19 protein-coding genes are annotated in these 21,839 nt (G+C 41.6%); 13 read left to right on the forward strand and 6 right to left on the reverse strand.

Annotated features, from left to right (window positions below):
* Positions 1-483: 483 nt before the first annotated feature.
* Positions 484-1,236, forward strand: a complete 753-nt coding sequence (locus QZT26_RS09820; protein ID WP_099324397.1) for an energy-coupling factor ABC transporter ATP-binding protein — start codon at positions 484-486, stop codon at positions 1,234-1,236.
* Entirely contained in the window at positions 1,233-2,039 is an 807-nt protein-coding gene (gene fetB / locus QZT26_RS09825; protein ID WP_164994652.1) for an iron export ABC transporter permease subunit FetB, read from the forward strand. Before QZT26_RS09820 ends, fetB begins: the two co-directional genes overlap by 4 nt.
* 141 nt (positions 2,040-2,180) lie before the next feature.
* Here the strand turns inward: fetB and QZT26_RS09830 are convergent, their stop codons facing one another.
* Genes QZT26_RS09830 through QZT26_RS09840 form a run of 3 tightly spaced genes read right to left on the reverse strand, consistent with a single transcriptional unit; the run spans position 2,181 to position 6,217 of the window.
* The gene (locus QZT26_RS09830; protein ID WP_099324399.1) at positions 2,181-2,504 is read right to left on the reverse strand and encodes a hypothetical protein; all 324 of its coding nucleotides are present in this window, start codon (positions 2,502-2,504) and stop codon (positions 2,181-2,183) included.
* A gap of 25 nt (positions 2,505-2,529) precedes the next feature.
* Positions 2,530-4,812: a molybdopterin cofactor-binding domain-containing protein gene (locus QZT26_RS09835; protein WP_295101883.1), complete on the reverse strand. Its 2,283-nt coding sequence runs from the start codon at positions 4,810-4,812 to the stop codon at positions 2,530-2,532.
* Complete coding sequence (locus tag QZT26_RS09840; RefSeq protein WP_295101885.1) at positions 4,799-6,217, reverse strand: FAD binding domain-containing protein; 1,419 nt, start codon at positions 6,215-6,217, stop codon at positions 4,799-4,801. The genes QZT26_RS09835 and QZT26_RS09840 overlap by 14 nt, the downstream gene beginning before the upstream one ends.
* 326 nt (positions 6,218-6,543) lie before the next feature.
* Here QZT26_RS09840 and mfd point away from each other — a divergent pair, with 326 nt between their 5' ends.
* Positions 6,544-9,822: a transcription-repair coupling factor gene (gene mfd, locus QZT26_RS09845; protein WP_295101887.1), complete on the forward strand. Its 3,279-nt coding sequence runs from the start codon at positions 6,544-6,546 to the stop codon at positions 9,820-9,822.
* A 253-nt stretch (positions 9,823-10,075) separates the two neighbouring features.
* On the forward strand, positions 10,076-10,258 hold the full coding sequence (locus QZT26_RS09850; protein ID WP_099326984.1) for a hypothetical protein: 183 nt from the start codon (positions 10,076-10,078) through the stop codon (positions 10,256-10,258).
* 124 nt (positions 10,259-10,382) lie between these two features.
* Here QZT26_RS09850 and QZT26_RS09855 read toward each other — a convergent pair whose 3' ends face one another.
* The gene (locus QZT26_RS09855) at positions 10,383-11,285 is read right to left on the reverse strand and encodes a flagellin (protein ID WP_099324403.1); all 903 of its coding nucleotides are present in this window, start codon (positions 11,283-11,285) and stop codon (positions 10,383-10,385) included.
* Positions 11,286-11,834: 549 nt separating this feature from the next.
* Here QZT26_RS09855 and thiL point away from each other — a divergent pair.
* The gene (gene thiL / locus QZT26_RS09860) at positions 11,835-12,857 is read left to right on the forward strand and encodes a thiamine-phosphate kinase (RefSeq protein ID WP_295101888.1); all 1,023 of its coding nucleotides are present in this window, start codon (positions 11,835-11,837) and stop codon (positions 12,855-12,857) included.
* Between the two features lie 84 nt (positions 12,858-12,941).
* Positions 12,942-13,481 carry a tRNA (adenosine(37)-N6)-threonylcarbamoyltransferase complex ATPase subunit type 1 TsaE gene (gene tsaE / locus QZT26_RS09865; protein WP_230405751.1) on the forward strand — a complete coding sequence of 180 codons (540 nt, stop codon included), beginning with the start codon at positions 12,942-12,944 and terminating at the stop codon, positions 13,479-13,481.
* A 132-nt stretch (positions 13,482-13,613) separates the two neighbouring features.
* Here the strand turns inward: tsaE and QZT26_RS09870 are convergent, their stop codons facing one another.
* Complete coding sequence (locus tag QZT26_RS09870) at positions 13,614-13,850, reverse strand: helix-turn-helix domain-containing protein (RefSeq protein ID WP_099324405.1); 237 nt, start codon at positions 13,848-13,850, stop codon at positions 13,614-13,616.
* Positions 13,851-14,298: 448 nt separating this feature from the next.
* Here QZT26_RS09870 and QZT26_RS09875 point away from each other — a divergent pair, with 448 nt between their 5' ends.
* Positions 14,299-14,499 carry a cold-shock protein gene (locus tag QZT26_RS09875; RefSeq protein ID WP_099324406.1) on the forward strand — a complete coding sequence of 67 codons (201 nt, stop codon included), beginning with the start codon at positions 14,299-14,301 and terminating at the stop codon, positions 14,497-14,499.
* Between the two features lie 442 nt (positions 14,500-14,941).
* Positions 14,942-15,394 (forward strand): response regulator, encoded by a 453-nt coding sequence (locus QZT26_RS09880; RefSeq protein ID WP_157820402.1) that lies wholly within the window; start codon positions 14,942-14,944, stop codon positions 15,392-15,394.
* A 64-nt stretch (positions 15,395-15,458) separates the two neighbouring features.
* Here QZT26_RS09880 and QZT26_RS09885 read toward each other — a convergent pair whose 3' ends face one another.
* On the reverse strand, positions 15,459-17,273 hold the full coding sequence (locus QZT26_RS09885; protein ID WP_164995719.1) for an ATP-binding cassette domain-containing protein: 1,815 nt from the start codon (positions 17,271-17,273) through the stop codon (positions 15,459-15,461).
* Between the two features lie 377 nt (positions 17,274-17,650).
* Here QZT26_RS09885 and QZT26_RS09890 point away from each other — a divergent pair, with 377 nt between their 5' ends.
* The 5 genes from QZT26_RS09890 (at position 17,651) to QZT26_RS09910 (ending at position 21,451) form a co-directional block, all read left to right on the forward strand.
* The gene (locus QZT26_RS09890; RefSeq protein WP_099324409.1) at positions 17,651-18,769 is read left to right on the forward strand and encodes an AI-2E family transporter; all 1,119 of its coding nucleotides are present in this window, start codon (positions 17,651-17,653) and stop codon (positions 18,767-18,769) included.
* 35 nt (positions 18,770-18,804) lie between these two features.
* Positions 18,805-19,536 carry a CBS domain-containing protein gene (locus tag QZT26_RS09895; protein ID WP_295101892.1) on the forward strand — a complete coding sequence of 244 codons (732 nt, stop codon included), beginning with the start codon at positions 18,805-18,807 and terminating at the stop codon, positions 19,534-19,536.
* A gap of 30 nt (positions 19,537-19,566) precedes the next feature.
* The gene (locus QZT26_RS09900) at positions 19,567-20,781 is read left to right on the forward strand and encodes an efflux RND transporter periplasmic adaptor subunit (protein WP_295101893.1); all 1,215 of its coding nucleotides are present in this window, start codon (positions 19,567-19,569) and stop codon (positions 20,779-20,781) included.
* Between the two features lie 241 nt (positions 20,782-21,022).
* Positions 21,023-21,232 carry a DUF2283 domain-containing protein gene (locus QZT26_RS09905; RefSeq protein ID WP_099324412.1) on the forward strand — a complete coding sequence of 70 codons (210 nt, stop codon included), beginning with the start codon at positions 21,023-21,025 and terminating at the stop codon, positions 21,230-21,232.
* Between the two features lie 6 nt (positions 21,233-21,238).
* Positions 21,239-21,451, forward strand: coding sequence for an enoyl-CoA hydratase-related protein (locus tag QZT26_RS09910; protein ID WP_099324413.1), 213 nt, complete (start codon positions 21,239-21,241; stop codon positions 21,449-21,451).
* The last annotated feature ends 388 nt before the right edge of the window (positions 21,452-21,839 follow it).

The raw sequence follows: 21,839 nt of genomic DNA on the forward strand, positions 1-21,839 counted from the left end.
CGTGGTGATGGCCATCCCGGAAGTGAAGTACTTTGGCGAGGCATGTCACGTTTGGCTGATATTGAAGTTGCTTACGAACTTTACACCACTTAGCCTTCAGCTCAATTGGCCGTACAACTACGGTGCTCTTGAAATTTGTGGGTAAAGATTAGCTTTATTAAGGGGGACTTTTGCGGCCGTTTGCTTAACTTAATGACATTGGTTTGCAACCTGAACCCATGAGTTTATACGGATAATGGAGCTATATACTGCAGTAAAATTCCAATGCCCAAATCACAAAATCCCTGTTTGGAATCCGGAATTTATTTTTCATTTGTTCTGCCAATAGAATGCGGGATTGAAAGTATAAAATGTTTGGTTCAGGTTACAAACCTGAACCCGCGAATGTAGTTTTCAGTACCATTACGTTCCCAAACAGCTACTTCACTATGTTCAGTACAAGGTTTGAGAACGAGTTGTGCTTCGGTAGTTTAATATATTACAATGAATAGTTATAAAAAAACACAGGCATTCGCAAATAACTTCGGTAAAACAATGTACAACAAACATCCGTTTCTCGAATTCCGTAACGTATACTTCGGATATAACCATGGCGAAAACATTCTCCATAAATTATCTCTTACAGCATGGGAAAAAGAGATTGTTGTCATTCTCGGCCAATCCGGATACGGGAAATCAACACTGCTAAAGCTTGGCAATCGATTATTGGAAGCGTCGGACGGCACAATCTTATACAAGGGTACAGATATTCACACCATTTCACCACTCGTATTACGAAAAGAGATAGCATATCTATCCCAAATCCCATGCCTCCTCGAAGGCACCGTGGAAAGCAACCTGTTGCTGCCTTTTCGTAAAAATGAACTTCCCCATGACATGAAAAATCAAATCATTGCCATGCTCCATCTGACAGGGCTTAACGAATCGTTTCTACAGCGGCCTTCCCATGAACTATCTGTTGGAGAAAAACAAAGAATAGCGCTGGCAAGAACATTAATCAACCGTCCGTCAGTTCTTTTGCTCGACGAACCCACTACCGCACTGGACGAAGAAAATTCCCGCATACTCATCCACAGCCTGAAACAAATCATTCGGGAAAACGCCATTTCCATGCTTGTGGTAACACATCAGCTCGATTTCGCGAAAAGACTGGGAAACCGTTTTCTGGTGCTTGAAAACGGAAGGGTGAAGGAAATTGAACGCCCTGAACTGGCATTTGCAAAGGAAGAACTATGAATAATGCTATCGATATTCCCTGGTCGCAGCTTAGTTTCTGCAGCGTATTTGTAATCCTGCTTATCGGCATCTCTCTTTATGAATCGTTACGGTTGGAAAAAACAATACTCATCGGAAGCTTTCGCGCCGTAATACAGTTAATCCTCGTAGGGTTTTTCATAAAATTAATATTTGATTATAAACAATGGTACGTTGTAATGCCCATTCTTCTTGTTATGATCTTTGTCGCATCACAAACCGTGATTAAATGGCTTAAAAACCCCGTGAAAGGAATGTATTGCTGCGCATTAATCTCGGTATCACTGGCTTCGGCATTTTCGCTGCTATTTATTTTTTTGCTGGTGGTCAGGATTCCTGTCTGGTACGACCCGCAATATTTAATACCTGTAGCCGGTATGATTATTGCCAATGGAATGAATGGCGCCGCATTGGCGGGAGAACGCTATAAAAGCGAATTAGAAATCAGAGTGCCGGAAATAGAAATGTTGCTTTCTCTTGGTTATGAATCAAAAATGGCTTCCCGGAAATCCCGTCAGCAGGCGCTCAGCGCTTCATTAATCCCATCGTTAAACAGCATGATGGTTATGGGAATCGTTCACCTGCCAGGGATGATGACGGGACAAATAATCGCAGGCTCCAGCCCTGTTACGGCAGTCAAGTATCAGATAATAATTATCCTTAGCATTGCGGCAACGGTAGCGCTCACCTCGTGGGTATTTGTCTCGCTGCTGGACAAGAAATTTTTCACCCCGTATCATCAAATACGGTATGAATTAGTCAACCCAGGGAAACGAAAAAAATAAACAGTAGTCCTCAATCTGCAATTTGCCTACTGTAGACTGTAGATTGCCGACTGCAGAAGGGACAATTAAATATTTTGCCAAAAAGCACGCACTGACGAATGGAAGTGTGCAAAGAAATTACTGATAAGTACTAAGACACTTTTAAAATGCACGAACTATCGTTGCGGTTTTCTGGCTTACCATTTCGTACTCTTCCGCCACCTTTTGCGCACACTCAAAATATTCCTCGCTCAATACTACAATCCTGATGTCTTCCCTGATACCGTTGCCAAAAAGGCCCGAAGACTTGCCCTCTGAAGAGGGAGAGTATATGTACAGTTTGCGATCAGACCCCGAAAGCCAGTTTTTTTTGTAATAAAAAAACAACGTTTGAACATCGTCTTCGATCTTCAGTTTAGCGCAGTATTTATTCACCAGTCCAACAAGCTGGTTGATGAGTGAAATGCGTGTTTCCTCAATTTTCATGGAGACTCCTTTTATTCAAAAATTGTCAGCATTTGCATGATATCCGTTTGACGTATTCCGGGTATAACTGCAATAGTACCCGCTCCGGGGTCAATGGTGTGGCAAAGTCAAAATCATTTCCAGGCATGAATGCGCGCATTGCGTCCCGAAGAGCAAAGAACACGCCTATTCCATACATAAAAGGCGGCTCTCCTACTGCCTTGCTTCCGTAAGGGCCGGGCAAGCTCTCTTCATTTGCCAAAAATTCAATCTCTATGTCATCCGGCATAAAATAAGCATCCGGAACTTTATACGTGGCAAGGTCACGTGAAAGCAACTGTCCTTTGTCATTAAAACGCAGGTCTTCCAACGCCATCCACCCCAAACCCTGCGCCAGCCCTCCCTCGATCTGCGCGCGGTCAACTGTTTCATTAAGAGGCCTGCCTAAGTCATGCACAATTTTTACCGAATCAATGGTATACACCCCCCGCAGGCAGTCCAGTGTCACCTCTATAACCGCTGCCCCGTACACATGATATGCAAACGGGCTGCCTTTTTCTTTCATTTTGTCAAACCATATTTTTGGCGTTGCAAAGAATCCATGCGCTGAAAGGTTTATACGTTTTTGATGTGCAGTGTGAATTAATCGATCCCACGTCCAGCCTGTATCATGCGCATCACAAAGAACCTTTTCGTTTGCAATTGAAATCTTTTCTTTGTCGGAAATGGAAAGTTCCTTAGCTAAAAGGGATTTTAATCTGTCAATAATCTGATTGACCGCCAATAACAAGGCATTTCCGTTAAGAAGGGTTGTAGCGCTTGCAGCGCTGGGAGACATATTTGCAATGCGGGTAGTATTCGTGGCTTCTACTTTTATGCGGTTGTGGTTTATTCCCAATGCTTTTGCGGCAATTGCCGTGATGTTGGTAGTTAGCCCCTGCCCCATTTCTACTCCGCCGGTAGAAACGCTCACACTTCCATCGGTAAATACATACACCAAAGCGCTTGCCTGATTCATGTAAGTCGTAGTAAATGATATGCCAAAACAAATGGGCATTACGGCGATCCCTTTTTTTGTTTCAAAGTGGGATTTATTAAAGGAGAGCATCCGTTTTCTAATCTTCTGAAGAGTGTATCTCGTCTCAACTTTTTCCCAAACGGTTCTGATGCTGCAATCCTCAGTTATTTGTCCGTAGGGAAAGGCATTGTTTGCTGCTAACAGATTTTTAGCCTGTATTTCCTCTCGCGGCATATTGAGCTTTTCTGCCACCTTTGTGATTGCGCTTTCAATTGCGAACATTCCCTGCGGCGCCCCGAATCCCCTGAAGGCAGTATTTGGCGGGAGATTTGTCTTGCAGCACACGCCGAATATCCTGACGTTGGGTATATAATAGCAATTCGTGCTGTGAAACATTGTTCTCTCCAAAACAGCCGTAGATAAGTCTGCAACGGCGCCGGAGTTTTGATAATGTTTCACCTCGTAACTGAGTATGACCCCATCTTTTGTCACACCCATTTTAAAATCGGATTTATACGGATGCCGTTTGCCGGTCATCTTCATGTCTTCACCTCTCTGCAAAACCAGCTCCACAGGCCTTTGTGTAATCCATGCAGCAAGCGCCGCCATGCAGGCCCATGGCGTAGCCTGGTCTTCCTTACCGCCGAAACCGCCGCCGATACGTTTTACCTCCACCTCCACATTATGACTGGACAGTCCCAGTACCTTTGCCGCATGATGCTGCACTGCGGACGGGCTTTGCGTTGAAGAATAGATACGTATATTGTTTCCTTCCAGCGGGACCGCTCTCGCTCTCTGCGTTTCCAGATAAACATGTTCCTGCCCGCCCGTATCGCAGGAGCCTTCTGCCACGAGATCGCATTTTTGCCACAGAGAATCAACATCTCCAAGGGTAAACGTCCTCGGCGCGTCAATAATGTATCCTTTTTCAAATGCCTCTTTTGGATCGGCAACGGCAGGCAACTCCTCTATTTCCGCCAAAATTATTTTTGCTGCATTTCTTGCGGCTCGCTGACTTTCCGCCACAACAACTGCCACCGGTTGTCCTATGTAATTCACCTTGCTTTGCGCCAGAAGTTCTTCGTCCTGAATAATCGAACCAATTTGATTTATTCCCGGAATATCTTTTGAAGAGAGAACGGCAACAACCCCTTTTGCTAAACGTGCTTCCTGCAATTGGAGACGGATAATATTTCCATGCATAACCGGAGAGGAAAATACCGATGCGTAAAGCATGCCTGACGGCAGGGGCATATCATCCAAAAAAAGGGATTCTCCGCGCGTATGGGCTGCTGCATCAATGCGATTCATAAAAATCCTTCACTTTGATTGTGCCGGGGAAGAGTTTTGTAAAGTGTGCTATTATCAATTGGCGGGCAAGCAGCCTCTTATAACAAGAGCTTCCCCGTATATCGCTTATTGGCGATATTTCATGCTGCAGTATTGGAAATGCGCCTTCTATCGTATTTTTCGTAATCTGTTTTCCCCGAAGATAATCGCATGTGTTCTTCAAAAAAAGGGGGATTTCTGCGACTCCGCCCATGGTAATGTGTATGTCTCTTATGACGCCGCCATCTTCCCTTACCTTTATTGCGCTGTTTATCGAGGCTACATCCAAATATTTCCTTTTTGAAACCTTCTCCCAATTTATTTTTGTTCCAGGGGCGGGAACAGGGAATACTATTTCTGACAAAATCTCTGACGGCGCTTTATCAAGTTTTTTGTATCCTTTGTAAAAAGAGGAAATCGGTAATGAACGCGTATCGCTGCCATGCTTAAGAATCAATGTTGATTCCATTGCAAGCAATAGTATCGTTACATCGGCAATTGGAGAAGCATTCACAATATTCCCTCCCACGGTTGCCCTGTTTCTGATTTGCGTGGAAGCAACAAGGGAGATATATTCCTGAATACCGGGAATGGCCTTCATTACTTCCGGGTGATTAGAAAATGCCTCAAATGTGGTAAGAGCGCCTATACGAAGGAGTCCGTTTTCGCAAACGATATGCTTCATTTCCGAATGTGCGTTGAGCAGGCTAATCAATGAGTCTGGCAAAATGTCGCCCTTTTGCACATATAAATCAGTGCCTCCGGAGATGAAAAATCCGGGGGTGGAGGCGGCCTTCTTATATTGTTTCCCGGAAATGCTGTTTAATCGTATGGGAATATCCTTGAAATAGTCAGGAATAATTCCCTTTTCAACAAGTGTTTTTACGCCGGTTGCGGTATCAATGTGTTCTTTTATCATGCCAAAACTTTGCTTTAAAGACCGGTATCCTGTGCAGCGGCAAAGGTGTCCCCCAAGCATTTTCTTAAATCCATCTTTTGTCAGATGACTGGCACATTCCATAGCATATCCGGTAAGAGAAACAATAATCCCCGGCGTGCAAAAACCACATTGCGTCGCCCCTTTATCCACAACCGCCTGTTGTATGGGTGAAAGGTTATCCATGTTTAACCCTTCGATTGTTACCAGATGTTTTCCGTGTAATTCTCCCAACGGCATTAAACAGGAATTTGCAGACTTATAAAAAACCCTGTTATTTATTAATTCACCGACGAGCACAGTGCATGCCCCGCAATCACCTTCGCGGCATCCTTCCTTTGTACCCGTCAGCCGCTGATTTATGCGAAGGTAATCAAGTACTGCTATGCCTGAAGATTCGGCGGTATGTATCTCTTTCTCATTAAGCAGAAAACGTATTTTCTGAACCATAGTATAATTGCCAATTCATTTGTATATTTCCCGGAATATTACCATTATCATTACTTTTTACGGCATACTCTTTAAAATCTTTTCTCAGAAAATGCCGCACCCAGGACTTATTTTCCCTATTAAGGCATTAATATACAAGGAAAAAGGCATTAAACTATTACCTTGTAAAAATTTCTTTTTTTGGTGGTGGCTATGCGGCGACTCTCTGTTTTGATTACACATTCATACCCTACGTTGTATTTACAAATGCGGCTGCAATGTGATAAACTGAGACGTCATGTCCCCTGTTTCTTTTCTTTTTGTAGAAAACTCATTGGATATTGCAAATGAAAGAATCTATACAACTGCTGCGAAAGCATAAACAATACAAGGAAATTATTCGTCAACTTTCTTCCGGGAAGGGTTGTTGTGTCAACGGCCTCTGGGGCTCCTCTGCGAATTTGTTTGCCGCGGCGGTTGCCAATGAACATTTTTATACAAAAGGGTTGACGCCAAAGATCCTTTTAGTCGTGCCAGACGCTGAAGATGCACGGGAAGATTGGGAAGATTTGAAGACGTTTTCAAATCTTCCCGTGACGCTGTTTCCGGCGGTTGAAGACATCTTTAATAATGAATCAGATGCGTATGAGGATATCATGGCGCAGCGGCTGTTCATTTTAAATCAATTATGCCGGAAAAACAAAGACGCCTCACACCAAACGGATGTAATAGTTTCTTCGATTCAGGCGCTTATACAGCCAGTCCCTTCAAAAAAAACCATCGGCGATAATATCGTTTCTTTTCAAAAAGGCCAGGAATATCCGATGGAGAACCTTATTGGCCTGCTGCATTCCCATCATTATCAAGAGACCAGTCAGGTGGAAAATCAGGGTGAATACGCAATTCATGGGGGTATTATTGATATATTTCCCTTCGCAACGGAAATACCTTGCCGCATTGAATATTTTGGAGATGAAATTGAATCTGTTCGTAGTTTTAATGTGGAAACCCAGCAATCGGTGGCACAGATAAACAGTTGCCAGATATTATTCGTTCATAAAATGTATGGCCTTCATCCCATGCAGGGGGAAATACAAAAAACATCGCTTCTTGATTACCTTAGCGGAGAAACTACCATTATCCTGAAGGAACCAACAAGGATTGAAAGTAAATTAAGACAGATGCTGGAAATAACCGACTACAAGGAAGCACTCTTCACAGAGGAAGAGATTTTTAAGCAATTAAAGACCTTTACGAAAATTACTTTGTCAAAATTGCCGTTTACCACGGAGAACAATGCGTATGCTTTTCAGGTTAAGGCGATAGATGAATTCCCACGACAGATACAGGATATTGTGGCGGAATTTAAAAAGATTACCGAAGCGCATGATAAAACAATCGTTTTTTGCATAAATCCCGCGGAAGAACAACGTTTTCGGGAAATAACAAGCGGCTTGCCCGAAGGCTTGCAGAGGTTTGAGCTTCGACGCGGATATATAAGCCAGGGATTCCGATTTGCCGATATCAATATAGCCATCCTTGCAAACCATGAAATCTTCCATCGTTACAAACAGCACCACGAGGTTAAAAAGGTGGTGCAAACCCGGGCAATCGACTCGTTTCTTGACCTGAAGAAAGGGGACTATATAGTACACGTCACCCACGGCATAGGGCGTTTTTTGGGTATTGAGATTATTGAGGATGATGGCTGTAAAAGGGAATATCTTGTTCTGGAATACGATGAGGGAACAAAAATATATGTACCTGCAACAAAGATCGAACTTGTTCAAAAGTACATTGGCGCTTCCGGCCATAAGGCAAAATTGGATAAGATTCATTCTAAATCGTGGGAGATGCGCAAAAAGCGTGCAGAACATGCCGTTGCGGACATTGCAAGCGATTTATTGCATATTCAGGCGTCGAGAAACGCGAAGGAGGGCATTGCCTACCCTCCGGATACGGAATGGCAAAGGGACTTTGAATCGGCGTTTATATATGAAGAAACGCCTGACCAGTTACAGGTTTTGGAGGCAATAAAGTCGGACATGCAATCAAAGAGGCCGATGGACCGTCTTATTTGCGGAGACGTCGGTTATGGAAAGACAGAGCTTGCCATTCGGGCGGCATTTAAAGCAGCAATGTATGGCAAACAGGCGGCGGTTCTGGTGCCCACCACAATTCTGGCGCAGCAGCATTACACTACGTTTTCTGAGCGCATGGCGGACTATCCGGTAGAAATTGAAGTCTTGAGCCGGTTGAAATCTCATAAGGAACAAAAGGATATTTTGGAGAAAACGCTGGCAGGAAAGATTGATATCCTCATCGGCACTCACCGGTTGTTGCAAAAAGATGTTGTATTTAAAGACCTTGGGCTTGTTATTATTGATGAAGAACAGCGGTTTGGAGTTGCTCACAAAGAAAGGTTTAAGAAGATGCGGCAGGTGGTTGATATGCTGACTCTGACGGCCACGCCCATACCAAGAACGCTTCATATGTCTCTGATGGGAATTAAGGACATTTCTTCGCTAAATACCCCGCCGCTGGGAAGGCAGTCAATTAGGACACAAATCATGCGATTTGACCATAAACGCATCAGGCAAGCCATATTACTCGAAATGAACAGAAACGGGCAGGTATATTTCGTCCACAACAGGGTGTATAATATCGAGCGCATCGCGCACACACTATCCACGATAGTGCCGGAGGCGAGAATTTTAGTCGTTCACGGACAAATGATGGATGAAAAGCTTTTAGCACAGAGAATGAAAGATTTTGTAGATCATAAGGCGGATATTCTTGTTTCTACCACAATAATAGAGTCCGGGCTGGATATACCAAATGTGAATACCATCTTTATTAACTGCGCAGACTCCTTTGGCCTTGCCGATTTGCATCAATTGCGTGGCAGGGTGGGAAGATACAAACATCATGCATATGCGTATATTGTTTTACCCATTGATCGTCCGGTAACCCCTGAAGCTGAAAAAAGGGTGAAGGCGATTGAAGAATTTGCGGAACTGGGCGCCGGATTTAAAATAGCTATGCGGGATCTCGAAATCAGAGGGGCGGGAAATATCCTGGGGGTGGAACAGCACGGCCACATAGCGGCAGTAGGTTATGAGATGTATTGCCGTTTGCTGGAGATAGCCGTATGCAAGGCACGTAATGAACCCGTCAGCGAACCTCCCGATGTCTCATTGAAATTAAATCTGGAATCCTTTCTCCCTGACGAATATATCCCGGAATATAGTTTGAAAATGGATATTTACCGAAGGTTGAATCGTTCCAATACCTTCAAAGAAATTGACGAGATCAGGAAAGAAATGATTGACCGGTTTGGGAATGCGCCTCAATCAGTAAAAAACCTGCTTTCCGAGAGTGAGCTAAGAATCATTGCAAGGGATTCGAAAATCCGTTCTATAGTCCGGGTAAACAACACCCTCATCATCCAGGTAAATGATTTAAAAAAGGCGGAGATTTGCCTTTCTAAGTTGAAGAAAAATATACGGGTAATTAATAATGACACATTGCATCTAAGGCTGTTAAAAGATAGGATGCATCCCGAAGATTTGGTGCATTATTTAAAAAAATCTTTGACTGATACCGATACTGCCAGGTATTCATGATTTTTCACAACGTATAGTTAATTTCTGATCATTTGTATGCATAGGTAGTTATTCGCTGTTTGGAAAACGAAAGAGACGCCTTGAGAGAAAAATCTTATCATAGCACAGGATTCTGTTATACTACTTGACATAGTGGGATGAAAGTGTAGGATATGTAACGATTTTGTATGTGGCAAGAAAGGCATAGGTGGCATTTTCCAACCAAATATCACTTAAACCGTTTATAAATTTTTAGAGAAAGAGAGGCTTTTTAATGAAAAACGTGGAATTATCTGTAGAAGGAAACATACTCACCATAAAGATAGACCTGTCAAAAGAATTTGGACTTTCTTCGTCAGGAAAGAACATTATTGTTGCATCAACGGAGGGAAATGTTACCATCCCCGACCGTGAAGAAAAGATCGGAATGAACGTTTACCGGAAACAAACAACGTAAAAGTGGACGGGGGAAAAAAACGACCTATGCAGTAAATAGTTCAAAAAAAGGGTTCACAGGAAGCGAGTCATTTCCTGTGAACCCTTTTTGATTAATCTGGCTCTCTTATCTGCATCAATGCTACTTATTGAAATAACTGCATTATGCTTTGAGGCCCCGCATTTGCCTGCGCCAGCATAGCGCTTGCAGTCTGTTGTAATATTTGAAACTTTGTTGACTCTAACTGTTCGTATGCCATGTCCGCATCTTCAATCCTGCTCCTGGCCGCCTCAGTATTCGTCCTCGCTACAGTTAAACTGGTTTCCTGATAGGTCAGTCTGTTAACTACTGCACCAATGTAACTCAATCCTTCTGATACATCCGCAATGGCGGTATCTATATTGCTCATCAATGCCTGCGCGGATGCCGAAGAAGTAACCGCCCTGCCCGCCGTAGCAACACTTACCCGCAATCCATCAGCCTTATAGTTTGTATTGCTGTCATCAAAGCTTACATTGTCTTTTGCTAACAAGTCAAACTTCAACACGTCATTGGTGCTGCTTGCCCCTGCGCCAATCTGGAATTTAAACTGCACGCTACTTGCCGCTCCTGAACCTGTAGCAGAATTTCCTGTACCAAATATTGACTGGGAATTCCATGTAGCCTGGGTAACTTCAAGATCGATTTGCGTTGCCAATGCTTTGAGTTCCGACTGAATAGCGTTACGTTCTGCACTCCCTAACGAATCGTCTGCCGCCTGCGTTGCCTTTGTCTTCATCTGTGTCAAAATATCAAGGATATTATTCAGATGGCCTTCCGCAACCGCCATAAGATTCTTGGCAGAACCTATGTTTGCAAGGGCCTGGCCAAGCCCTTGTGAACGGGCATTGAATTTTTTGGCAATCGTAAAACCCGCAGCGTCATCGGCAGCATTATTAATTCTTTTGCCCGTCGCAAGCCTTAATTGCGAAACCGACAATTTCGAATTAATGTCATTTAACGACCGTAACGCATTCAACGCATTAATATTTGTGTTTATCCTACTCATAACCGGACTCCTTTCCAAAAAAACATGTAATTAATTCCTTTCTAACAGTAAAAACGAAACATGTTACTCATTTTTGTTGCTATAGCAAAAACCTTGTAAACAAAGAATAGCAATGCGTATGCCACTGAATATTTACACCGCGGTAACAAGGCGTATCTGCCGCATTTACAATACAATAAGATGATTATTTATTATTTTATACGCGATTATTAAAGGGTTTAATTATTCAACAACCGAAAGATTTGTTGAAAATTTTTCCGATCAATTGGGAAAGTATTTCTTGTTTTATTTATCTATAAAACCGGCTTTGTTCGTTTTTTGTTTTTGATAAGTGATGATGTTTTTTTTGTAAAAAACGGTGATGAAGCACATTGAATAGCTGCAATATTCTTTTGTGAACAGTGGAAAATGGTTTGCAGTATAAATGTCAAAAAAAATTTCTTGCCTTACCCTCGAAGTGTGATATTCTTTCGCTAATAGCCCGTCGCCGTAGACGTAGAATGCTAGGATTAGTAGAAATTTCTTTGCATTTCTTTGGCAAAATATTTAATGGTCACTTTTGCAGTCGGCAGATTGAATACTGTTTTCTTGCTTGTTTGTTTCCTGCTATGCCAACTCAGGATTTTTGAGAGAATATCTGTACTATTTCAAATGGACGAATTTCCTTTAATCAAGTGGATAAGAAACAGAAAGAAAAAATCAAATGCCGTTGTATGCGGCATTGGAGATGACTGTGCGGTCATTAATACTGCCAAAAATACCTTATGCCTCATAACCACGGACATGTTGGTAGAAGGCACACATTTTGATCTAAAGAAACATAATGCGTCCGAAGTAGGAAGGAAGGCAATTGCCTGCAGCATTAGCGACATAGCATCTATGGGCTGCAAACCATCCGTTGCGGTAATTTCTCTCTGTTTTCCACACGGAACAAAAAACAGTTTTGCAAAAAGGTTATATGCCGGCATATGGGAAATAGCAGATAAATATGATATTGATATTGTCGGTGGAGATATCATTAGCGGAGAAGGTCCTTTTTGTATTAATGTTACCTTGCTGGGAAAGAATGAGGGATTAATGCCTGTATATCGTTCCGGTGCAAAAGCAGGAGATAAAATTTTAGTGACGGGAAGACTTGGCGGTTCTTTATTGGGCAAACATATGTTTTTTGAACCACGATTAGATGAAGGCATTGCGTTGAACAAAAATTTTACTGTCCATGCCATGATAGATATCAGCGACGGATTGACTGCGGATTTGAATCATATATTGGAAGAAAGCGGGGTGGGAGCTGTTTTGTTTGAAGATAAAATCCCCGTGTCTGACGACGCATTAAAAATATCGAAAAAAACGGGGAAAACCCCGATTCATCACGCCTTCTCCGATGGGGAAGATTATGAACTGTTGGCGGTATTGTCAAAAACACAGGCGGAAAAGGTATTGACGTCAGATTTATTTCATGGCCTGGAGATAAGTTGTATAGGAGAAATTGTTGAAGATAAAGGACTTTGGCTGAGGGACGGGAAGGGTAAATTGCGCCGGATACGACCTAAAGGTTATAAACATTGTTAAACCTAAGCTGGCATAGCCGGAAGTGTAAAAACAGTCCTCAATCTGCAATCTACCGACTGTAGATTGTAGAGAGTAACTTTCATTTTGCTGAGCATTTTCAAAAAACCAAAAAGAATTATGGATGGTGCAGGAACATTGGCGAAAAAAGGGCATGAAATAATTTTCACCAGCAAAAATGCAGAGGAAACAATAAAATTTGGTAAAGCATTAGGCACATTATTAACAAATGGGCATGTCGTTGCCTTGATTGGCGACCTGGGCACTGGAAAAACTACCATGGTAAAAGGAATAGTTACAGGACTTGACGTCAAGGATAGCAGAAATGTAAAAAGTCCCACCTTTTCTCTGGCGCACAAATATAATGGCCGCATTCCTGTTTATCATATAGACGCCTACAGACTATCAGGGTCACAGGAATTATTGGATATAGGCAGTGATGAAATGATCTTTGGAAATGGCGTGACAATAATAGAATGGGCAGACAACGTACCCGACAGCCTTCCTGAAGAATATTTGAAAATAACATTAACACATGTTTCTGAAGAACGAAGGAACATAAAAGCATGCGCTTACGGCAAACGTTACGATCAAATAATACAATTATTACGCGATTGGTGCGATTGACCGGATTCGTAGTAATGCAAAGTGACCGCAATTGCAGAACAAAGCGAGAGTGTTTTTCTCTTTTTTTGTAAGATACTTTAACCCTGCCGAGTTCTATGCCTGCCGCACAGGCGGTATAATCAACGAATTTCCTTATACTGCCTGCCTGATACGTTTCGTGGAAATACCAGATCTTTTCTCCTTGTTATTACATGAGGGATATCCATTATTTATCCGGTTTCCCTCGAGATATTCATGGATATCGCCTTCCATAAACTTTGTCCGTCCTCCGATCCGGTAGCCTTTTATTCTCCCTTCCTTCAGATAACGCATCAGTGTCTTTCTGTCGATGCCTATTCTCTGTGCTGTTTGTGTAGTGGTATACCACATGGTGAAACCTCCTTACGCTTATGATTATAAAAAAGATATTAACAGGTGAATGCATGTTCACCATTATATCCTTTTGAAATAAACAGTCAACGTTTTTTTGAAGACGATTACTCCAAAAAGTTGTTATTAGTAATATTATTGCGTTTATCAATTGTTTGCCGTTTGTAACAATTCCGTGGCTTCAGGAATGGCATGGCTTGCTGATGGGATAGTGCAGTTAGGGATCGGTTGGCAGCGCTTAAGAATTTTATTTTCAAAATATTTTATATTTTTCTTGTTATAAAGGAAAATTGCGTATATACTTCTTAAGTCGGTTGACTTGAACAGTAATATTATACAAAGTTGTGATGTGTTTCGTTGTAATGTTAAGGCTGCAAGGATGAAAACCTTGTGGCCTTTTTTTATTAGTAGCCAAATTTTTTTACCAAACGAAAGGGGGTGATTTATTATGGCGAACGGAACAGTAAAGTGGTTTAATGATTCAAAAGGTTTCGGCTTTATTTCTCAGGAAAACGGAACTGATGTATTTGTTCATCAGACGTCCATCAAGTCAGAGGGTTTCAGAACTCTTGCTGAAGGAGATAAGGTTGAGTTTGATGTCATTTCAGACCAAAAAGGCCAAAAGGCCACAAATGTTGTAAAAGTATAAATATGTGAAAAGCCCACTCTAATGTTTTAAATATAAACGATTGTATGATAGTTGATATATAAAAAATGGAGTAGACGCAATAAATACTGTTATAATTACAACACACAGCCCCATTATCCGTAATAGGATAATGGGGTTTTTTTTGTAAAAAAAAGAAGGAAAAACCGTTGCAAAATATCGGCGTTTGTCAATATACACGCCAAAAACCATTTCAAAAAATGAATGTGCTGGAACAAATTTTTAAGGCTCATTGTTCTGTATGACACACAAGTACACTGCATATTTTTTATATTCTTTTATTGGTTTTTTTGTGCAGACGCGTCTGTCTTTTTCCCTTTGACAGCATACCCGGTTTTTGAGGATTGCTTGTGTGAAATCCGTTAACTATAACTATGGAGAAAATATAAGGAATCATCCAGTTTATTATGAAAGGAACAAATCTATGAAAACAATAATGGTTTTGGAAAATAACGAACAACAGCGTATTCTCTGTAAACAAAAATTATCAAACGAAGGCTATAATGTCATTACGGCAAATGACGGCAAAACGGCGATTAAAAAAGTAAATGATTACTGGCCGGATATTGTCATAATGAATGTTAATATAAGTGATATAGATATCGTTGATGTTATAGGTAATATATTAATTCAGCATAAAAACATCCCTATCATACTGCGCACGGATAACAACTTTTACGGAAAGAATTTTCACCCGTGGCATGCGAATGTAATTACTTCACGCCCTTCATGGTTTTTTGAACTGAAAGAGAAAATAAAAACGTTGCCCAACGAAAACAAAGAGGTTGCATGCAATTTCAAGATTGGTGAAAAATTGAGCGTACACGAAAGGACCCGTCTTAACAGGAAAAGAAAGACTGAGAAATTGTGCGCATAGAGACACATAGAGTTCCCCCGCGCGGGTTCAGGTTTTGTAACCTGAACCCACACGTGGCAGTGAACTACGATGATACCGTTTCATGTTCGCTGCGTAATTTTTCCAACGCCTCCCATCGGTGAAAGGCTTCTGCCAGTTCGTATTCCAGGGCTGACGCTCTCCCTTTAATTTTTTCTATTTCCTCTTTCCCTTTCTGATAAAACACGGGATTGCCCATTGTCTGAGTTAACTGCTGTTGTTCTGTTTCCAGCAATTCAATCCGATGTGGCAGGGATTCCAGTTCGCGTTTTTCATTATAACTGAGTTTACGTGTTCGTTTGGATTGTTTACTCTCCGCTTTTAACTTTGTAGGAAGCTGTTTCCCCGGGAAATCGTTTTGTGCATGTACAGTGCGTTGTCTTAACCAGTCATCATACCCGCCCACATATTCATTGATCAGTCCTTCCCCTTCAAAAACGAGTGTGCTGGTTGCTATGTTGTTAAGAAAGGTACGATCATGGCTGACGAGAAGAAGTGTTCCCTGATACTCCATCAATAATTCCTCTAAAAGTTCCAGGGTTTCCACATCAAGGTCATTTGTGGGTTCATCCATTACCAGGACATTGGAAGGTTTTGTGAACAAACGCGCCAGAAGGAGACGGTTGCGCTCTCCTCCGGAAAGTGTTTTGACTGAGACCCGTGCCCTGTCCGGAGAAAACAGGAAGTTTTGCAAATATCCGATGATGTGCCGTGGTTTGCCATTGAAGGTGATCACATCGTTTCCCTCACCAACGTTTTCAAACACCGATTTATCTTCATTCAGTTGCGCACGCAGTTGGTCAAAATAAGCTATTTGCAGTTGAGTGCCATGGCGAACATTACCTTTTTGCAGAGTCAATTCCCCTAATAAAAGACGTAAAAGAGTCGTCTTGCCGGAACCGTTGGGTCCGATAATTCCCACCTTATCTCCCCGCATAATCGTTGTGGAAAAGTTATTCACAATGAGACGATTATCATATCCGTAAGTTGCGCCTTCCACCTTTATAACAACCGCGCCGGAACGGTCTGATTCCTGCGTCTGTATAAGTGCGGAGCCTGTTCTTTGCCTGCGCTCGCTTCGAACCTGCCGCATTTTCTCCAACTCTCTTTTCCGTCCTTCATTACGAGTGCGTCTGGCCTTAATTCCTTGTCTTACCCATACTTCTTCCTGTGCAAGTTTCTTATCAAAAAGTGCGTGCTGTTTCTCTTCTGCGTCCAGAACAGCCTGTTTACGCGTCAAAAAAGTTTCGTAATTACACGACCAGCTTGAAAGATTTCCTCTGTCCAGTTCAATAATACGGGTAGAAAGTTTCCTTAGAAACGAACGGTCATGGGTAACAAAAAGCATTGTGCCTTCATAACGCAGTAGAAATTCTTCCAGCCAGCAGACGGCATCGATATCCAGATGATTGGTCGGCTCATCCAGCAATAGAATATCGGGACCACACACCAGTTCTCGGGCAAGCAATACCTTTCGTTTAAGGCCTGAAGAAAGGGTATTGAATTCAGCATGAGCATCTAACTGCATCTGCGAAATTATCTTATTTATTTGATGACGGCCTTTGCGTTCAGAAGAAGGCAGATTTCCGAACTCGTTCGATAGTATATCGGATACCGTACCATTTATTTTTTTTGGAATTTCCTGGGAAAGGTATGCCGTGCGCAATCCTTTCTGCCGCACAATTTCTCCGGAATCAGGCATCAGATCACCATTGATAAGTTTTAGCAGGGTAGATTTGCCGGCGCCGTTGCGGCCAAGGAGACATGCCTTTTCGCCCCGCTCTAGCTGCAAATTTGCGTGTTCAATCAACAAAGGACAGCCAAAACCTATCGTTACATCCTGCAAACTTATCAACGCCATCGATATTCTCCAAATATTATTTTCTTTAAATTGCACCTTAACAGTATTAACAAACAACCCTTTATGTGATTTTATCACAGCGCCGTCAGCCTGCAATCAAATAATGAAACAGACATGACTGGTACCTTTTGCAGTCCTCAATCTGCAGTCTGCAGATTGCAGATTGAGGACTGAGGACAGTTTTCTTGCTTGTTTAGTTCTGACTTTGTCAATTCAGGGTTTGGGAACAACCGGCCAAAAGTTGCGGTCAAAGACTGCCAAATTCTAAGAAAAACATTTTACTTAGGAGATAAACTGTATAACATGATTGAAAACATTACGCTGGTTGGCCCTATTGGTATAATCCTGCCTGAAGGACGGCAGAGAAGGAGGCTTTTATGGAAAAACAAAAAATATTTGAAAACATGTGGATAAGAACGCTGCTGTGGCTTTGCGCAATTGCCGCGTTTCTCCTGGTGTGCTATTATTTAAAAGGCATTTTAATATCACTCTTTCTGGCTTTTACGATAGCCTATATTGTTGATCCATTACTCGATATTATTGAAAAACGAAGATTTTTATTTTTAAAAAAAGGGTTGCCGCGGGGTCTTGCAATAGTGGTACTTTTAACAGGCATGTTGTTTATGGCGGGCGGGGCGGCCGCCTACACAATACCAAAAACCTTGCATGGCATTGAGCGAGTTGGCATGGTATTAAAAAAACAGTATCCGAAGTATCAGGAAAATGTGGAACTGTTTATTGAAAACCATAAGGATACCGGGATTGCGATATTTTTAAAAACACAACTAGGCATACAGAACGGCAGTGAAAAAGAAACGCAGGAGAAACGTCCGGGACTTATGAAATTTGCCCTTGCAACAGTAAAAAACATCTTTCAAGGAGCCTTCGGTCTGGTGGGAATAATAATAAACATCGTGGTTTTTGGAGTAGTGACCATATATCTCCTGAAAGATTTTGACGTTATTATAATAAAGTGCAGGAACCTGCTTCCGGTTTCAAAAAAAGAAAAGATATTTGAGATTTTCGGGAAGATAAATGAAAACCTGAAGGCATTTCTAAGGGGGCAGATTACGGTTTGTATTATATTATCCATAATATATGGAATAGGATTGACCGTTATTGGCGTACCGCTTTCCTACCTAATAGCCCTGCTGGGTGGATTTGGGAACGTTATTCCCTACATCGGAATAATGCTTGGCCTTGTTCCCGCACTGATACTCGCGTTTATTCAATATCAGGATATCACCCATTTGATCCTTGTCGTAGCGGTATTTGGCGTAGGGCAGTTCTTTGAAAGCACCATAATAACGCCAAAAATTGTTGGAACAAAACTCGGACTGCACCCTGTAGCTATTATACTGTCCATTTTGATATGCAGCCAGATATTGGGATTTTTGGGTCTTTTGCTTGCAGTTCCCATTGTGGCTGTGGCGAAGGTGCTTATTGATGAAGGGCTTTTGAGATACAAAAATACCGATTTCTTTAAGGGTAGTTAAGGGAATGAGGTCTTTGTTTAGGGAGTAAATGCAAAATGGGATTCCAGATAATCGACCAGGGAACAAGATTCCCTCTTACTGCAGGAATGTTTACAACGCCACCTCGCCGGGTTGAAAGGCTGCAACATACCGCAAAGGATAAAAGAATTGAGGAAAACAAGGACAATTTGCAGGAACGGGAACAACGAGAAAATAAAAAACAAAAACCCCGTAGTTCATCAACGCTTATATACCAAAAAACCGAATACCCACACCAGAGAAATTCATTACATGCAAATCAGATCATGTCTTCTCCTGTAGTTACAATTCTGCAGGATACCAGGCTCGATGAAGCATGGGAAATTATCAGGGAACATAGGTTCCGCCACCTGCCCATTCTCACACCGAATAAAAAAGTTGCCGGCATTATTTCCGACAGGGATTTACTTCGTGAGGCGGCGCAGAGCGAAGCATCCGGAGATAAACAACCGGTCAATACACCTGCTCAAAAATGGTATGAAGCAGATGCCCATTATACGGATGCCGGATTTTACCATGATAACATTTATACATTTCCAAAAAAGAAAACCGTTTTGGACATTTGTAAAACAAGAATTCTTACAGCAACGCCTGACACTGAGCTGAGGGAAATTGCAAAAATATTGATAGAAGAACATATTGGGTCAATGCCAATTGTTGATGAAAACAACCATCTTTTGGGCATAATTACCAGGAGCGACATCCTGAGAACAATTGTCGCGAATGGAGCTATTGATCTTTTAATCTAGCATACCATTTCAGTAAAATAGCATACTACAATGAGTAATGATCTGACAAATCTTCACATCGATAAATCAAAATTTCTGGTTCGGCGCGGCAAAACAAAGGGGAAAATATATCTCTCTGTCGCCGCCGGAATCATTATTGTTCTGGGGATATTGTATGGAACCGGCATTCTGCAACCTGCTATTCGTGTGCATGTATCAGGGATTTCTACCATTTTCCCCTCTCAGACGTTTACCCTTTTAAATGCGAGCGGGTATGTTGTCGCCCAGCGAAAATCCGCCATATCGTCTAAGATCACCAGCTCGCTTGTATCCTTATCGGTAGAAGAAGGCAGCAGGGCAAAAAAAGGAGATGTTATTGCCTGCCTGGAAAACAAGGACGCAATTGCGGCGTTGAAAAGAGCAAAGGCGGATATGAATACCGCCAGATACAGGCTGAAGCAGGCTGAAGCAGAACTTACTGAGGCGAAGCTTGCTTACAATAGAACAACGAATCTTTTGCAAATGGGAGTCGTTTCTCCGTCTGAATATGACACGGCAGATGCAAAATACAAACTTGCGATTGCAAAGGTTGAAGAAGGGAAGGCCGCAATACGCTCGGGCAAAGCGGCAGTGAGCGAGGCAAAGGTGCAACTTGATTATACTTTTTTACGCGCACCTTTTGATGGGGTAGTATTAACGAAAAATGCCGATATTGGCGATATAGTCACTCCTGTGGGAGCAGCGGCAAATGCCAGGGCGTCGGTAGTGACTATTGCCGACCTCGATTCACTCATGGTGGAGGTTGATGTATCCGAATCAAATATTGAACAGGTAAGCGCCGGGCATCCATGTGAAATCCAACTGGATGCTTTTCCGGGAGAAAGACTTCGCGGTGAAGTGCATATGATTGTGCCTACTGCGGACAGGACAAAGGCCTCGATACTGGTAAAAGTCGCATTTGCCGACAAAGATTCCCGCATTATGCCGGAGATGAGTGCAAAGGTTGCGTTTTTAAAACGACACGCAACGGATGATGAAAGAAAGCCAATAAAGGCAATTCCTATAACAGCCGTCAGGACAATGATGGGAAAGAATGTTGTATATACGGTTGAAAACAACCGGTTAGTGGAAAAGGTCATAAGCACAGGAAGGTGTTACGATGCTATGATAGAGATATTATCAGGATTAGAAGATGGCTGGAAAATAGTAACAGACGGGAATAAGAAAATGAAAAACGGCAGAAGGGTAAAAATATCCGAAGAATAAAAATATGTCCATGTACAGCTAAAAGCATCAATTATCTGAAAATTTATAAATCTTATTATACGAATTCCGGGGACACTATACTTAATACGGAAGGATAGGAAAAGCCAAGGTTTATGATTTCAAGCAGAATCGTCACAATAAGTATTATGAACAAAAGAGAGTGGAAGTGTTTTACCTTATCAAAGAAAATAGGATTGTAACCGTTACCGTATATGTATTCTATGGAAAGTGGGAGGCATAAATGAACATCATTTACAACGACAAGACAGACCTTCTTTACATCAGATTTGATGACAAAAAACAGGATGTCATAAACCGGCGGTTCTCCGATGACATTGTCCTGGATATTGGCGAGAATAACAGAATTGTAGGCATTGAAATTCTTGATGCTTCTAAACATGTAACTCTTGATAAACTCTTACCGGTTAATTACGAGCTTTCAAAGACATAGAATTGATTGTCTGTAACTAAAGAATTAGCTATAACTATAGCACAAAAAGACCCCATTGCCGTTAAGATGGCAAAAATCCTGCTCAACGAAAATCAGAAAATAGAGAAAAGGCTTGAGAAAGAAATAAACCTCTTTGCCCGATGCTTTGCAACACAAGATCGTCAGGAAGGCATAAACACCTTTTTGGAAAAAAGAAAGCCCATGTTTAAAGGTGTATGATTTTTTTAAAAAAGAGGCATTATTTAAATTGAAGTTTAATTTTCGTTAATAAAAAACTCTTAATGAAATGTGAGTAAAACTTGGTTGCTTTCCTAAATATCCTTAATATCTTCAGAATTAGAAACGTGTCATTTCGTTTGAATAAAAAAGTTAAAGAATAAAATTTTTTCAAAACTCTTTTCAAATTTAAATTTATGCATAAGGAAAAAATGACAAAACGACCTATGATATTTGTAGATGGTACCAATTTGTTAACTCAACTAAGGCACTGTCCAAAAATAATTTGGTATTTTTATTAATTTAGTTAAGTGAAATTGTATAATTCCAATCTGGCAAGACACTGTGTTTGTTTATGTTTATTTCTTTCATTTGGTCATCAGTGATTTTG

Source organism: uncultured Candidatus Kuenenia sp., from assembly GCF_900696675.1.
Classification (GTDB): Bacteria; Planctomycetota; Brocadiia; order Brocadiales; family Brocadiaceae; genus Kuenenia; species Kuenenia stuttgartiensis_A.

What these genes read in the sequence shown, in the direction of transcription:
- QZT26_RS09820 (WP_099324397.1), top strand. Translation starts at nt 484, where the DNA reads ATGAATAGTTATAAAAAAACACAGGCATTCGCAAATAACTTCGGTAAA.
- fetB (WP_164994652.1), top strand. Translation starts at nt 1,233, where the DNA reads ATGAATAATGCTATCGATATTCCCTGGTCGCAGCTTAGTTTCTGCAGC.
- QZT26_RS09830 (WP_099324399.1), bottom strand. Translation starts at nt 2,504, where the DNA reads ATGAAAATTGAGGAAACACGCATTTCACTCATCAACCAGCTTGTTGGA.
- QZT26_RS09835 (WP_295101883.1), bottom strand. Translation starts at nt 4,812, where the DNA reads ATGAATCGCATTGATGCAGCAGCCCATACGCGCGGAGAATCCCTTTTT.
- QZT26_RS09840 (WP_295101885.1), bottom strand. Translation starts at nt 6,217, where the DNA reads ATGGTTCAGAAAATACGTTTTCTGCTTAATGAGAAAGAGATACATACC.
- mfd (WP_295101887.1), top strand. Translation starts at nt 6,544, where the DNA reads ATGAAAGAATCTATACAACTGCTGCGAAAGCATAAACAATACAAGGAA.
- QZT26_RS09850 (WP_099326984.1), top strand. Translation starts at nt 10,076, where the DNA reads ATGAAAAACGTGGAATTATCTGTAGAAGGAAACATACTCACCATAAAG.
- QZT26_RS09855 (WP_099324403.1), bottom strand. Translation starts at nt 11,285, where the DNA reads ATGAGTAGGATAAACACAAATATTAATGCGTTGAATGCGTTACGGTCG.
- thiL (WP_295101888.1), top strand. Translation starts at nt 11,835, where the DNA reads ATGGTCACTTTTGCAGTCGGCAGATTGAATACTGTTTTCTTGCTTGTT.
- QZT26_RS09870 (WP_099324405.1), bottom strand. Translation starts at nt 13,850, where the DNA reads ATGTGGTATACCACTACACAAACAGCACAGAGAATAGGCATCGACAGA.
- QZT26_RS09875 (WP_099324406.1), top strand. Translation starts at nt 14,299, where the DNA reads ATGGCGAACGGAACAGTAAAGTGGTTTAATGATTCAAAAGGTTTCGGC.
- QZT26_RS09880 (WP_157820402.1), top strand. Translation starts at nt 14,942, where the DNA reads ATGAAAACAATAATGGTTTTGGAAAATAACGAACAACAGCGTATTCTC.
- QZT26_RS09885 (WP_164995719.1), bottom strand. Translation starts at nt 17,273, where the DNA reads ATGGCGTTGATAAGTTTGCAGGATGTAACGATAGGTTTTGGCTGTCCT.
- QZT26_RS09890 (WP_099324409.1), top strand. Translation starts at nt 17,651, where the DNA reads ATGGAAAAACAAAAAATATTTGAAAACATGTGGATAAGAACGCTGCTG.
- QZT26_RS09895 (WP_295101892.1), top strand. Translation starts at nt 18,805, where the DNA reads ATGGGATTCCAGATAATCGACCAGGGAACAAGATTCCCTCTTACTGCA.
- QZT26_RS09900 (WP_295101893.1), top strand. Translation starts at nt 19,567, where the DNA reads ATGAGTAATGATCTGACAAATCTTCACATCGATAAATCAAAATTTCTG.
- QZT26_RS09905 (WP_099324412.1), top strand. Translation starts at nt 21,023, where the DNA reads ATGAACATCATTTACAACGACAAGACAGACCTTCTTTACATCAGATTT.